Here is a 14348-nt window from a genome sequence, read left to right as displayed (position 1 = left end):
TTTTTAAATCTGACCGGTCTTAGTTCAACCTATCTGAAAAGTAGATTTCAAGCTGAGAATGAATAATTCCCCAGCCTCTGCGACTTTGAGTCCATTTCTTAGTCACGTCCATCATCGCTAGGTAAAGTATTTTCATAAGACTATCATCCGTCGGGAATACTGGCTTGCTCTTGGTGACCCGTCGCATCTGGCGGTTGAAATTTTCGATCTGGTTCGTGGTATAGATCAGGGTTCTGACCTCCTGAGAATATTTGAAATAGGTTGAAAGCGTAGACCAATGCTCTTTCCAGGAAGCTGCGATTTTGGGGTATTTATGCCACTTTTCTTCAAAAGCATCTAGCTCGTAAAGAGCGGTTTCTTCGTTTGGAACTGTATAGACCTTTTTCAGATCCGCCATTAATGCCTTGATATCTTTGTAAGAAACAAACTTTGTGGTATTCCTGATCTGATGGATGATGCAGTGCTGGATTTCAGCCTTCGGAAATACTGCCTCAATGGCATTCGGGAAACCGGTCAGGCCATCGACGCATACGATCAGAATATCGTTCGTTCCTCTGTTCTTAAGGTCATTTAAAACGGATAGCCAAAATTTTGCGCTTTCATTTTCTCCAATCCACATTCCAATCACATCCCGAAATCCTTCCATATCGATCCCTATAGCGATATATACGGCCTCTTTTACGATACGGCCCTCACTCCTCATGTGGAAGTGGATCGCATCCAGAAACACCATGGAGTAGATTTCACAAAGTGGACGCTGCTGCCACTCTTTGACTACAGGTAAGATTTTGTCAGTAATCCGGCTTATGGTGCTGTCACTGATTTCGATGCCGTAAAGATCGGTGATATGTTCTTCGATATCAGCGGTACTCATCCCCTTTGCGTACATAGAGATGATATTGGCTTCTACGTCCTGACTGAGAGTGTTCTGATGCTTGCTATGATCTTTGGTTCAAATTCGCCGTTTCTATCCCGGGTAACATTGATTTCCATATCTCCATAGCTTGTCCGAACGGATTTCTGGCTGAAGCCGTTTCTGCTGTTGTCAGTATCCTTGTTGCGATAATCATAGCGTGTGTATCCCAATTCTTCTTCCAATTCGCCGTCAAGGCTTCCTTCAAGAACTTCGGTCATCATTTCTCGCATAAGGGCATTAACATCCTCTCCGTCTTTGAGCGGAGAATCTTTCAGTAGCTCTCTAATCAATTCTCGCCTTCTCTTTTTTTCTGGACTTTCATTTCTTCTTCCCATTTTAAAAACCTCCTGGATGATGTTATTCTACATCATCCAAGAGGTTTACACAAACTTTGGGACGTTCTCAATAATGGGTTCTATACTTTACTTTTGAAAACTTTTCTAAGAAAATCTATTAACCAGAACAGTTCAAATTGGATTTAACAATTTGGCGTCTTTAGTTTTCCACTATGTGTTGGCGTATCACCTATTTTGATATGGATTTTTACCAATAGCAGACAGCGACTGCAAGCTCACATCATACTGAAATTGCAGAAACACGTAAAACATCACCATTACTTCCATGCGTCTAATTGAGCTTAACCCAAATTGTACCAAGCTTAATGTTAGTTCGGTCTGATTTTATGAGATGTTGTTGCTGATTTTTTGTAAATATTCCGACGGACACTATGGAGAATATGAAATAGAATTTACTACCTGCAGAAAATTCAAAGACAGTAATAATTGCTATCATTCATCTTCCATATCTTCAGAATGCTCATCAATTGATTGAAGCAGTTTTAGTACGGCTGAAGGCTTTGTAAACATTGTAAAAATTCGGCCTAAAGATCCGCCATACAGATAAGATATGGTGTTATTGTATTTTAATTCAATCCCCTTACCGTCAATATCAATCATTTTAAGATACCTACTATATTTAGAATTCATTCTTGCGGTTTCCTTTTTGGACATCCATCTATAACTATACCCAACTTTTTCAAATGTTTTTAGCCATATATTCATGTCTATAGTTATCTTAATAACCTTTTTACCAATTGTTAAATCAAAAAGATCATTTGAAGAAAAAGGAAGTGCATATATAGGACATGCCAGTGGGTCCAGGAAAGAACTTTTCAAATCGTATATTGGGCTTTTGATGCCTAAACCACCTACCCAAGCTTCAAAAGCATTTTCATTAAATTTTGTAACGTCGTAAACACCAATTAGCACACATTCTTCTACGACTGAAATTGCGTACCCCTTTGCAGACGATTTTTTTAATAAATTTACCACAACATCGAAAAAATCATCTAATACGAGAGTCTCCTGAACAATTCTAACATTTTGCCCGGTTAATCCATCTACTCCTTTTCCAGTGGTTAGAGTATTAAGAACATTATCATTGGTTTTCATTTGATTAATAACTCTATTAAATTGTTGATCGAAATGCTTACCCTTGTCCTTTATTGCATTGTATAAATAGTAATCACACTCATTCTCCATATAATTATTAAGTATAGTAACTATTTGATGATTAACTTCACCTTCTTTTATTTCAAGAAGTTTAATACAATGGTCTGTTGAGTTTAGATGTGTAATATCCGAAATTTGTATAAAAGTTGTAAGATCATTGATCAAAGCAAAATCAGATGGATTTCTCTTCATAAGATCGTTTGCAGTTTCTATACATGATTCTATATTAGAATTTGTAATATCGATAGGAGGATTACCCAAATAAAAACGTCTGATGGTAGAAAGATCGTGTTTGTATATTAACCAAGCCAATGAATCCGCAAATTTACGTATGACTTTTTCTTGAAATATTAATTGTCTTTGCTCTTTTTCTATAGCATCTATTGATTTACCTGATTTATTAATAGCTTTACTTCTGAGTGATTTTAATTCAACTTTTATTTGTTTTTGCTCATTTATTATTTCAGTTAATAATCTAGTGATATTTTCTTGACCAATAGCAAAACCTTTATGTACTTGCTTAAAAAACTCTTTCCTATGTTCAATTTTATAAACATTAAAATCTACATACGTTTGTTTTGTATGTTCAAGCCCATATTGACAAATATAATAGATTAATAACTTAATTTCTCGATTGAATGTACTGTTTTTCAATTTTAGTCCCTCATTTATTTAGTTTTATAATTCTCTTTATTGGTAAGGTTTTTATCCAATAAATAATTTTGTATTGGATCTTCGATCAAAGGCACAAAGGGGTTAGGATGCTTTTCATTACTGCCAATTCCTGTATATGCCCTATTTACAACCGTAGTGTAAGGATTATAGACATAACCAATAATATAGTTTAATAAAAAAGGGAATACACGAGCATTACCCTGAAGTCATATATTCCATCAATTTACAGTTTACGACATAAGACATAATTATTCAATATATCATTTATAAAAAATCCACGTCTCAATTCAGAAACGTGGATAGTCATATTGAGAACCATAAATTTTCCTACCCCAAAAAAGAAGCATAACCTTTCCAAATGGAAAAGTTATGGTTCCTGCTACAACCACATAAAGTGGTACTTTTCGTTTTTGGCACTCCCGAGATGATTTTGCATCTGCTTCCCTTGGCCGCATCTGCCGTCCTTCGCCCAAAAACAGGGCTCGGACCGTCTCGCTAAAAAGTATCCCCGATACTTTTCTTAACGCTCGACGCATGTTCATGTTCGAATCATCTCTATCTGATACAAATAAAACAGCGATAGACATAAAGCCTATCGCTATTTTATTGGCACTCCCGAGATGATTCGAACATCCGACGCACGGTTTAGGAAACCGACGCTCTATCCCCTGAGCTACGGGAGCATGGTATCTGGAATCTGAAAAGGCGGTTCTTAAAAACCATGCCTTGAAGGATTCAACAGTAGTAATTCTAACATACTGGAGCTTTTCTTTCAAGAAGTTCTTTCGTTTTCTTACGTACCTTTATAAAGCAGTGACTGGGAAAAAACTGAATCTTGTTTATCAAATGGTACCATTAAAAGGTTTTAATGAAACATTTTTCGAAAAAAACCTTCCTTATATATTGAAATCATTTTTTCAAGGTTTTATTATAAATTTAAAAAAATAAAACTTAAATTAATAGGGGAAATAATGATGAGTAATAATCGACTGAAAACATTTTGTAAATACCCGCTAGCCCTCTTGTTGGCTTTGATCATCACAATTTTCTAATATGCAGGAAATATCGCTTTCGGCGATATTGACGGAATATCAAAGAAATCACCTTAACCGTTGTCGCCCGTGAGGCGACATTTGGAAATAGGAATCCTTTGATTCCGTCATTTCCACTTTTTTTATTACAAAGGTCTGGGAATAAACTTTACAGAAACGAATGTTTCCAGTATTATCGTAGCCTTTATAATTATTACCATAATTGTCTATGCAGCTATTCGTTTCATCATTTTCATGGTATCTAAAATCAGAAATTAAAAAAGCAAGAAATAATGGTCTGAACCCCCAAAGCTTTCCTATACTTTCTTTGTCAGTGAAAGAATATAATGGAGTAAACGATGTAGGGCGGCAGGTGCTGCCAGAACCTTGGATGTCCAAAGCAGTAGGTGCTGCCAGCACCGCCGATGCCAGGCGGCTGGTATTCCCAGTGTTGCAGCCAACAGGCAGCCGCAGACTGCTGCAGGCTGGGTTTCTGGAAGCCTGCACAAAAAAACAAATTTTCCGGACGGAAAGGCAAGGATGCAGAATGGAGCTGATTATATACCGGGGAACCCATGAAATCGGGGGAACCATGATTGAGCTAAAGACCCGTGGCACGAGAATTCTGCTGGATGCGGGATATCCCTTATATTATAAAGGGGAAATTATAGATGAAAGCTGGGTAAAGAAGCCCGCTAAAGAATTACTGGAATTGGGGGTCATTCCCCAGGTAAAGGGTCTTTATCAATGGGATCAACCGAAGTTTGACGCTGTGATTCTTTCCCATGCCCACAGCGACCATTATGGGCTTCTGAAATATATTCATCCTAAGATTCCTGTCTATCTTACGGAAGCCGCGGAGACACTCATATCCCTGTCTCTCAGTTTTCCCATTCCCAAATTCAGAATGGAGAATACAATGATCTTCTACATGGAGAAGCCCTTTCAGATCGGCGATTTTTTCCTGAAACCCTATTTGATGGACCATTCTGCCTTTGATGCAGCTGCCTTTGAGATCAGAGCAGAGGGAAAAACCTTGATCTATTCCGCTGATTTCCGCAACCACGGATGGAAAGGGTATTGCCTTGAAAACTTTCTGCAGAAGGCGCCCAAATATGCAGACCTGCTCCTGGTGGAGGGCACCAATATTGGGAGGAAAAGCGAATCTTTGCCGTCTGAATCAGATGTTCAACAGAAAGTAGAAGCCATTCTGAAGGACAGCGAAGGTATCGTTCTCTTTCAGGCATCCACCCAGAATGTTGATCGGATGATAAGTTTTTATCAGGCCGCAGAGGCACAGGGAAAATTTCTTGTAGTAGATGTTTATGTGGCTAATCTTCTTTCACAGTTAACCAGACCGAACTATCGGCTTCCGGTGCCCGGAGGCCGATACCGCGCAATGAAGGTCTTTTATCCTTTCCCCTTGGGTAGATTATGGCAGACGAAAGGCCGCGAGATACTGTGCTCCTTTCTTCCTTTTATCCGCTCACGGATTAGCATGAGAAAAATCAGCAAAAAACAAAAGTGCATTGTGATGATGGTAAGACCATCCATGCTCTCCGATTTAAAAAAGATTGAACTTGACCCCGGTGACTTTATTTATTCCATGTGGCAGGCCTATCGCGGCAAAGGCAGCCAGGTTCGCTTTGAAAAGTATCTCTCCTCTTTGGGATTCCAAAGTCACCTGGCACATACCAGCGGTCATGCTTCGGAGGCAGCCATCAAGCAGGTTATTGCCGAGCTGCACCCCAAAAGAGTGATTCCCATTCATACCTTTCATCCGGAAGCTTTCTTTGCGTTTTCAGATAAGACGGAAGTTTTTCAGGACAGCTGGGTAATCAAAGTTTGATCCCTTTATATAAATTTATTTACTGTGAAAAATACCAGATTGTTGTTATATAAATAATTTCCGAAAACAGAAGCATTCAGCTCGTCTATTAACCATTCGCTGCCCAGCAGATTTGTGACGGGCACCATAAGAGCAAGCAAAAGATAGATGATAACGATGCCCTTCAAGGCTCCGGCAAAGATGCCGAAAAAACCATCGATTCCTCCGATAAATCCACCGTTGGATCTTTTAGAAAAAATCGAAGTAATAAAGAGAATAATCACCTTGATAACAGCAGCCACAATCAGGAACGCAATAATACTGAACAGAATATTGGCAAGACTGCCCGCAATAGAGGCTGAGATAGCGTCTGCAGCGGTATCCACTGTTTTGGTGACCGCTTCACGGATAACCTCGGGAAAGCCATTCAAGGCTGAATCTGTCGCAGTACCTGCATTGTCTGCAATTCGTAACGCAATCTTATCCTGTATGGAACTGTAAAAATCAGTTTTATTCTTTAAGAAATCAACCACGTAGGGAAACCAGACAAAACCCAAAACAACTGCCAGTACCCACCCCACCGTATGGATAAACGTATGTACAAAACCGTGGCGGTAGCCCTGAATTAACGATAAGATCAAAATGGCTGCGATGATCACATCAAACCACATAATAAACCAATCCCCTTTCTCCTTCTCTTCAAAGGAAGCAAAAATAGCATAATTAAACCCCTTATAGCATATATCTATATTACCAATTTATAGGGGCAATTTCAAGAATGCTTAAAATAAAATAAGAGAGGGAACCATCCGAGGGAGGAGAAAAAGCTCATGAATTATGTAAAATATAATCGCGCATTAGTAATGATGGAGGAACAAGGCAACCAATTTGCCTCAAAGGAATCAACGCCTATCAAAGGTTACTTGAAAATAGAAACGGGAAATAATAAGGGAGCCTTGCGGTGCGCAGTACAAAACCTCAAATATTACGATAAAGGCGAATATATATACAAGTTGATTTTATTCGGAAAAAAAGGGGAAAGAACCATACATACCATTATCGGAAATCTTTTGATCAACCGGCAGGGGACCGGAGAAACTTATTTCCGCTTTCAGCCGTTGGATCTGGATGGAAAAGGGACACCATTCCATAATTTTTCCACCGCTATTATCGCCGCCGCCTCTACCACTGATGAAAAGGAGCCGCTTCACCCGGTGCTGAAGGGAATTACCTTCAGTGAAAACGACCCCTTTCAATCCGAACTCTTTGAGGTAGGAACGGATGCGGACGAGGAAGAGGAACAACTGGCAAGGGATATGGATCTTAGCGAAGAAGAGGAGGAAAAAGAAGAGTATGGTGCAGAGGCCGCCGGTTCGAGTGACAGAACTGTCTCCAAAAAGGTGTATAATAGCTTTTATAATGAATACGTCCTGAACGCCTGCGCCCATACCTGCAGAATGGCCGAATATTATGAGGATGTGGATCCCTTTGAGAAAGATAAAACCGGAGCCAGATGGAAAAAAATCGTCAACATCACCAATCTGCCGCTGGTTTCCCCCGGGGCCCATTACTTTGCCACCCAGTACCGGCACTATATCTTCGGTGCGAAGGCAGATCAGAATGGGATGGCTATGAAATACTATTTTGGAATCCCCGGAAGATTTCTGGATGAAGAGCAGCCGGACGGAGGAAAATCAGGCTTTACTTACTGGCAGCCGATTCGCGGTACGGATGATACAGATGGCATAGGAGAAAAACTGGCAAGAAAAACAGCCTATGGCTACTGGATCGTCGCTATTGACGTAAAAACCGGAAATATCGAGGAGATTTAAAAATTTGATTTTAGTATATAATGATTATATAAAACACTTCAGATATGTAGGATGCATCTGCCGGCAGGTGCATCCTTGCTTGTTTCAGGGACTAGATTTTTTCATTGAAAAAAAATAGGAAGTATGGTAACATTGTAAGGTATATGAAGAATTCATGGAAAAGGAGCATAATCAGAAGGATGAGAACACCTGAGGACTTTATGAAAGAAGCGCTGAAGGAAGCTTCCAAAGCTCTTTCCATGGGAGAAGTGCCGGTAGGAGCCATCGTAGAAAAGGATGGCGAAATTATTGGACGAGGCCACAATTTGACGGAGAGTTCCAAGGATCCTACCACGCATGCAGAAGTCCTGGCTATAAGAGAAGCGGCAAAAAACCTGGGCGGATGGCGTTTGCTGGACTGTCGGCTGTACACGACAACAGAGCCTTGTCCAATGTGCGCAGGTGCCATTGTACTCGCCAGAATTCCGAAAATTTTTATCGGAACCATGGATCCGAAGAAGGGAGCCGGCGGTTCGCTGATGAATATTTTACAGGATGAAAGATTAAATCATTTTGTTCAGATAGAAACTGGAATCATGCAGCAGCAATGCGAAGAAATCATGAAAACATTTTTTAAGCAGCTTAGAAAAAAGAAATCGGAGGAAACTACAATATGAAAAAATTGGGCATGATGTTAAGCCTTTCCATTTTACTGGTATTACTTTCCTTTTCCCCGGCTTTTGCATCGGGATTAGAGTTGGTAGACAGCTATCCTAAGGATGGCGGCGGTGGTTTCCAGCCGGAAAACGTTATGGTAAAGCTCTACTTTAACGAGGACGTTTCCGCAAAAGAAGTGCAGGATATTAATAAAGACTGCTTTGTGTTCACCGATGAAGAAGGAAAAGAAATTCCCCTCAAGGTTTTATACAGCTCCAAAAATCTGGATGAAATCTGGGTTTTGGTGAATCAGACACTGAAGCCGGATTCCGCTTATAAACTGAGGATTTCAGGGAACTTGCAGATTCCTAACGGAGATACTTTGGGTCAGGATGAAACGGTAGAATTCAGAACGAGAAACACCAGTATGGATACTACGGTGAATATGGGCTTGATGCTGCTGATGGTCGTAGGAATGCTGATATTTTCCTCCTTGTCCATGAAGAGAAATCTGAAGAAGCAGGAAGCGGAGAAGGAAGATATTAAGGTAAATCCTTACAAAGTTGCAAAGGAAACGGGCAAATCTGTTGAGGACATCGTAGCGAAAACAGAAAAGGAAAAAGAAAAGGCTAGGGCGAATGCTGCCAAGAAGAACAAAGGAAAAGCAAACGCTTCTGCAAAAGAGTCTGCGGCACAGACAAAATCTTTAAAAGATAACAAGAGTGTTAAGGGACCGAAGAGAATTTCAGAGGCAGGAAGCACTTACCTTACAGGCAGAAAAGAGGCGGCGGAAAAAGCAGCAGCAAAAGCAGCAGAAAGAGCCAAAGCAACTACCACAAATCCGAAAAATGCCACCGGTAAGAGCAAAAACTCAAAGAGCAAGAAAAAATAATCAGTAAGAAAAGAATAAAAATAAGCAGTATAAGCGGGCGAAGAATTTCTTACGCCTGCTTTTCAATAGATGCTGCAGAGGGATGGTTGAAGATGAAGGATATTACTGTGAATGCTTATGCGAAGATCAATCTTTCCATTGATGTAATCGGGAAAAGACCGGATGGCTATCATGAAGTGCTGATGGTGATGCAGCAGATCGACTTATTCGATAAAGTTACTGTAAAGTGGATAGAGGACCAGTCAGAGAAACCAGATCAAAAACAGGAAACGGCTCCGAATCCGAACCAAATGGGAAAGGGAATTTCCATAAACCTCTCAACCAACTTACCCTTTCTTCCGGATGATCATCGGAATCTGGCTTACCGGGCCGCTTCTCTGATGGCGGAAACGTATTGCAGAAATAGAGCGGGTGAGATCCGGATCAAGATTGAGAAAAGGATTCCCGTTTCTGCAGGTCTGGCGGGAGGAAGTTCAAATGCGGCAGCAGTTCTCCTTGGCTTAAACCGAATTTGGGAGTTGGACTTGGGTCTGACATCTTTAATGGATTTAGGCGTAAAGCTTGGGGCGGACGTTCCCTTCTGTCTGGCCGGACAGGCTGCTCTGAATGAAAATCTTTGTTTGCAATGGGATGAAAGGGCAGGAACTTGTGCCGTTGCATCGGGGATTGGGGAGCAGCTGGAACAGATTAAACCTCTAAAATGCTGGGTTTTATTATCAAAGCCGCCTATTGCCGTTTCAACGGCGCAGGTTTATGGAGGCATGGACTTGGCAGCTATTAAAAACCGGCCGAATACCATGGAATTGGTTTGCGGAATCAAGGAGCATAATTATCATAAAATTTCAAAAAATATGGTGAATGTACTTGAAAATTATAGCTTAAAAGAGTATTCTAGTATCATGTATACAAAGAACAAGATGGTAGAAACCGGGAAGCCTATGAAAGCGCTGATGAGTGGCAGCGGTCCGACCGTATTTGGGTTGTATACCAGCAGAAAAAAAGGCAAAGAAGCCTTTGAAAGACTGAAGTATATGAATAAAGAAACATTTTTTATAAAAACATTATAAAACAAAAGAGGGGAAGCTGATATGCTTAATTTTGATATTCAAAGCCATAGACCATTACGAGAAATCGTATATGAGGAGTTGAGATCTCTGATACTTACCGGAAAAATAAAACCGGGTACCAGAATGATGGAAATCGAGCTTGCTGAGGATATGGGTGTAAGCCGTACACCTATCAGAGAAGCCATCAGAAAGCTGGAAAAAGAAGGACTTGTTGTGATTGAGCCAAGAAAAGGAGCCTATGCCTCAGAGGTATCCCTAAAGGATATGGAAGACATCCTGGAAGTAAGAGCAAATCTGGAAGGCCTCGCGGCTTATCTTGCGGCGGAAAGAATGACAGCAGAACAGAAAAAAGAACTGTTATCCGTGTCTGAAAAATTTCATCAGGCCGTCTTAGACAGCGATGTGGCCGAAATGATAAGAAACGATTCCATCTTCCATCACCTGATCGTGGAATCCAGCAGAAACAATCATCTGATACATATGGTAGAGCAGATGCAGGAGCTGGTGCTGCGATTCCGCTATATCTACTATAAGGATTTCAAACGGGCAGAAGAAATGATTCCGGAGCATCAACGTATCTATGAGGAAATTACCAATGGAAACGGAGCAAATGCCAGATTTGAAGCCTTCAATCATATCGATAAGCTAAAGGATATGATCATGAAGGATGACAGCTTTAAATAAAAACCAGACCTCTTTTTTTACAGGTTTTGTAGAAAAGGAGGTTTTTATTTTGTCATAACAAGCCCTCCGTGAGAATACACTTATAACAACTAACCGTATATAGAGGGGGAAATAGTGATGACATACGAAAAAGACCCGTTTCAATTTAAAGACATTCCTGACTTTGCATTGCAGCCTGCCAGGGAAGCAGACGAATATAATTCACAATATATGCCTGGAGGGAATGTAGAACCGTTTGATGCTACGGCCTATGAAAAAGTGTTCCATGTACCTGCAGAGAAGGAATTCGCTATAGAGGAACAAGAAAAGGTACAGCCAGTAGTCCAGCCCATTCCGGAACCGGCAGTGCAGCCGCCGGTTATAAAGCCAATATTTCAGCCAATTGTGGCGAAGCCCGCAGAGGAGCCGGAAGTGCAGCCAGTTGCCGCGGAGCCGGTGGCAAAACCCGCAGAAGAGCCGGATGTGCAGCCAGTCGTCGCGGAGCCAGTGATGAAGCCCGCAGAAGAGCCGGAAGCGCAGCCGGTAGTACAGATGGAAGAAGAGCTGGTTTTGGAGACGATAGCAGAACCTGCATCAGAGCCCGCAGAGGATACAGAGGAAACCGCAGCAGATCTGACAGAAGAAGAGCCGGATCTGAAGGAAGTGGCAGCACCCAGTGTTGTCGAAGAGCCGGTGGCTGTTCCTGTAGCGGCACCTGTTCCACAGCCCGTTCCCGTACCCAAAAAACAACCAATCAAATTAATGCCGATGGTAGGGGCGTTAATGAGCAGCAAGCTGAAGCTTGTGGACATCAAACAGAAGCCCCAGGTACGAATTTTTATAGAAGAAGACATCCTGGTACCGGATGTGAAGCCGGATCTGGCCAGAATCCTGTCCATGGATGGAAAAATCAAACTTTCGGATAAAGAAATCCATACGGGGCAAGTAGAGGCAGAGTCCATTAAGACGACAGGTGATCTCATTCTGCAAACACTTTACATACCGGAGTCCATCGCAGAAGGCGAACCGATGGTAGCCATTGAATCAAGAATTCCGTTTAAGATTGATACGGAAGTAAAAACGGCGCCATTCTCCGATCTCACTGTGACACCTTCCATTGAATCTATTGATTATACCGTAATCAATGAGAGGAAGTTTAAGGTCAAAGCAACAGTTGCCCTAGCCCTGCGTGAATACAGCAATGTGGATATTGAAATTTTTGAAGGGATCCGGGATGAGGAAGTACAAATGCTGAAGGAGACAATTAACCTTACAGATGTTGCATTTCGAAAAACGGAGGCCACGGAGATAAAAGAAGACCTGACGCTGAAAGATACCATGCCTGAAATCCAGAAAATATTGAAATATGATGTGAATGTGGTGGAGAATCACAAGCAAATTACGAAAGAAAAGGCTGTTATTAACGCTTCTGTATATTGCAACGTAATGTATTTGGGAGCGGATGCTGCCGGAGAGGCAATCAAATCCGACGAGGATACTGCTGAAGTGGAAGCGGCGACTCCGGTTCTCTATCAAGGGAAAACCGAGTTTACCCAATTTATCAGACTGGATGGTGATAATAATCCGGCAGGGCAGAATCCGGCAGGAAGCAGAGTAAACTTTACCATTTCTTCATTAAATTTAACAGCAAAGGAGGATGGTAACGGTAAAAAGAATATCATAGAACTGAACATGAATGTTGATACGGGTTTAGAATTATACAAAAATATAGAAAAGGAAGTGGTAACTGACGTCTATCACCACCTGAAGGATATTCAGTATGATACCGATGAGATCGGCCTGATGTCACTCAGCGGCAGCGGAGTTGCAGAGCTTTCGGTCAGAGAAATTGTAAATATACCGGAAAGGTATGGGAATGTCGATAAAATAGCCTACATTTCCGGCAGCGTAAGTGAAAAATCATCCTATATCGAGCAAGGGAAGAGCATTGTGGAAGGCAATGTGGCTATTCATCTGATTTGCATTTCGGCAGATGAAAAGAAAACACCGTTCAGTATCCAACAGGAAATTCCGTTCAGGAGCTCCATGGAAATTCCGGGAATCAATTCGGAAATGAGCGCCAATAATGATATCATGCTGAAGGAGCTCTGGTTCGACAAGATCAATAACAGGCAGATTGAAGTCAATGCCGGGTTATTGGTAAATACGGCAGTTTCACAAAAAGAAAAACATCAACTGGTTAAAAATATTAACTTTTTGGAAACTCCTCAGAATACGCAATTGAATCCGGGTATCATCCTTTACATAACAAGAGCAGGAGATACCATCTGGAAGATTGCCAAGAAATATAGGACCACTATTGATGAAATTAAAAAAATTAATGATTTGGATTCAGCAAAGGAAATCAAACAGGGAACCAAATTGTTAATCGTAGCGAAAAATTATTAAAAATAAAGGTTTTTCTATTGCTGTAAAAGCCTAATATATCCCAAATGTATAAAATTCCCTCTCCTTGGGCAAGATTAGAATACGAAATCTTTTTCAAGGGAGGGATTTTAAATGGGATTGAGAAAACGTCAGATCAGGATCTTGTTTTTCGTGCTATTGTGCGTTTTTGCTTATACAACATGGGCGGTGTATAGCAGCCAAAATAATCTGAGCAATGATGACTTTATCAGATTTCATGTCATTGCAAACAGCGATTCTGAAGAAGATCAACAGTTAAAATTAATCGTCAGGGATGGAATTCTTGCCAAGATAAACAATGAGCTTGTACAGGAAACCATGGCACAGCATCTTGCGGATTATCAGTCGGGAGGTGCTGTGGTAGTATCCAAGAGCAATGAAGAACAAACAGAAAGCACCATAAGCTTGGACTTGGAATCCTCCAGAAAGTACATCAGAGATCATTTGAAGGAAATAGAAGCGGCTGCAGAAGAAATCATAATAGATCAAGGATATGATTATTCTGTAAAAGCAGAACTGGGGGTAAAATGGATCCCTCAGAAAACCTACGGTGATATCATCTTCCCATCAGGCAATTATGAGGCCTTGAACATAACGATCGGTAATGGAGAAGGAAAAAATTGGTGGTGTGTTTTATTTCCGCCGCTCTGCCTTATCGGAGTAGAATCTCCGGAAAATGAGCAGCTGGCAGAACAGGCTCGGGAAGTGTATAAAGATATACTGCTGGATCATAAATATGATCCGCTGACAAAAGAAAGAGAAAAGCCAACCACTCTGAAGCTCAAATTTAAATCACTTGAGCTATTGGAGGATTTAAACAAGTAAAGAGAGAACTCTGCCGGTGTCATGGGGCAGAGTTCTTTCTTTGTT

The 14348-nt window shown here is 41.1% G+C and carries 10 protein-coding genes, 1 tRNA gene and 1 pseudogene; 8 read left to right on the top strand and 4 right to left on the bottom strand.

From position 1 onward, the window contains the following. Nucleotides 1-19: 19 nt before the first annotated feature. The 3 genes and pseudogenes from KCX82_RS15375 to KCX82_RS15365 all read right to left on the bottom strand — a co-directional run bounded on the left by KCX82_RS15375 (nucleotide 20) and on the right by KCX82_RS15365 (nucleotide 3785). Nucleotides 20-1251: pseudogene (locus tag KCX82_RS15375) on the bottom strand (IS256 family transposase). Between the two features lie 453 nt (nucleotides 1252-1704). Continuing rightward, nucleotides 1705-3081 (bottom strand): hypothetical protein, encoded by a 1377-nt coding sequence (locus tag KCX82_RS15370; RefSeq protein ID WP_227019376.1) that lies wholly within the window; start codon nucleotides 3079-3081, stop codon nucleotides 1705-1707. A gap of 628 nt (nucleotides 3082-3709) precedes the next feature. Continuing rightward, nucleotides 3710-3785 (bottom strand) — tRNA-Arg (locus KCX82_RS15365). Nucleotides 3786-4467: 682 nt separating this feature from the next. On the opposite strand from KCX82_RS15365, the gene KCX82_RS15360 reads away from it, so the two are divergent. Continuing rightward, a complete protein-coding gene (locus tag KCX82_RS15360) occupies nucleotides 4468-5982 on the top strand; it encodes an MBL fold metallo-hydrolase (protein WP_227019418.1) in 1515 nt (504 codons plus the stop codon). Between the two features lie 5 nt (nucleotides 5983-5987). On the opposite strand, the gene KCX82_RS15355 is transcribed toward KCX82_RS15360, so the two are convergent. Then, nucleotides 5988-6632, bottom strand: a complete 645-nt coding sequence (locus KCX82_RS15355) for a CvpA family protein (RefSeq protein ID WP_227019375.1) — start codon at nucleotides 6630-6632, stop codon at nucleotides 5988-5990. Between the two features lie 159 nt (nucleotides 6633-6791). Here KCX82_RS15355 and KCX82_RS15350 point away from each other — a divergent pair, with 159 nt between their 5' ends. From KCX82_RS15350 to KCX82_RS15320, 7 genes are all read left to right on the top strand, one after another. After that, entirely contained in the window at nucleotides 6792-7793 is a 1002-nt protein-coding gene (locus tag KCX82_RS15350; protein WP_227019374.1) for a hypothetical protein, read from the top strand. Between the two features lie 179 nt (nucleotides 7794-7972). Further along, the gene (gene tadA / locus KCX82_RS15345; protein WP_227019373.1) at nucleotides 7973-8449 is read left to right on the top strand and encodes a tRNA adenosine(34) deaminase TadA; all 477 of its coding nucleotides are present in this window, start codon (nucleotides 7973-7975) and stop codon (nucleotides 8447-8449) included. Then, nucleotides 8446-9321, top strand: coding sequence for an Ig-like domain-containing protein (locus tag KCX82_RS15340; RefSeq protein ID WP_227019372.1), 876 nt, complete (start codon nucleotides 8446-8448; stop codon nucleotides 9319-9321). Before tadA ends, KCX82_RS15340 begins: the two co-directional genes overlap by 4 nt. Nucleotides 9322-9413: 92 nt before the next feature. Beyond that, entirely contained in the window at nucleotides 9414-10388 is a 975-nt protein-coding gene (ispE, locus tag KCX82_RS15335; RefSeq protein ID WP_227019371.1) for a 4-(cytidine 5'-diphospho)-2-C-methyl-D-erythritol kinase, read from the top strand. A gap of 21 nt (nucleotides 10389-10409) precedes the next feature. Beyond that, nucleotides 10410-11072, top strand: a complete 663-nt coding sequence (locus tag KCX82_RS15330) for a GntR family transcriptional regulator (protein WP_227019370.1) — start codon at nucleotides 10410-10412, stop codon at nucleotides 11070-11072. 117 nt (nucleotides 11073-11189) lie between these two features. Beyond that, nucleotides 11190-13460, top strand: a complete 2271-nt coding sequence (locus KCX82_RS15325; protein WP_227019369.1) for a DUF3794 and LysM peptidoglycan-binding domain-containing protein — start codon at nucleotides 11190-11192, stop codon at nucleotides 13458-13460. Nucleotides 13461-13571: 111 nt separating this feature from the next. Next, nucleotides 13572-14303 carry a stage II sporulation protein R gene (locus KCX82_RS15320; RefSeq protein ID WP_227019368.1) on the top strand — a complete coding sequence of 244 codons (732 nt, stop codon included), beginning with the start codon at nucleotides 13572-13574 and terminating at the stop codon, nucleotides 14301-14303. Nucleotides 14304-14348: the final 45 nt, after the last annotated feature.

Origin of the sequence: Sinanaerobacter chloroacetimidivorans (genome assembly GCF_018128545.1) — a bacterium.
In the GTDB taxonomy this organism is placed as follows: Bacteria; Bacillota; Clostridia; order Peptostreptococcales; family Anaerovoracaceae; genus Sinanaerobacter; species Sinanaerobacter chloroacetimidivorans.
This window is presented reverse-complemented; position numbering and strand designations above follow the sequence as displayed.

Coding starts and splice junctions, on each gene's coding strand:
- tadA (WP_227019373.1), top strand. CDS start 7,973: ATGAGAACACCTGAGGACTTTATGAAAGAAGCGCTGAAGGAAGCTTCC.
- KCX82_RS15350 (WP_227019374.1), top strand. CDS start 6,792: ATGAATTATGTAAAATATAATCGCGCATTAGTAATGATGGAGGAACAA.
- ispE (WP_227019371.1), top strand. CDS start 9,414: ATGAAGGATATTACTGTGAATGCTTATGCGAAGATCAATCTTTCCATT.
- KCX82_RS15320 (WP_227019368.1), top strand. CDS start 13,572: ATGGGATTGAGAAAACGTCAGATCAGGATCTTGTTTTTCGTGCTATTG.
- KCX82_RS15340 (WP_227019372.1), top strand. CDS start 8,446: ATGAAAAAATTGGGCATGATGTTAAGCCTTTCCATTTTACTGGTATTA.
- KCX82_RS15325 (WP_227019369.1), top strand. CDS start 11,190: ATGACATACGAAAAAGACCCGTTTCAATTTAAAGACATTCCTGACTTT.
- KCX82_RS15330 (WP_227019370.1), top strand. CDS start 10,410: ATGCTTAATTTTGATATTCAAAGCCATAGACCATTACGAGAAATCGTA.
- KCX82_RS15355 (WP_227019375.1), bottom strand. CDS start 6,632: ATGTGGTTTGATGTGATCATCGCAGCCATTTTGATCTTATCGTTAATT.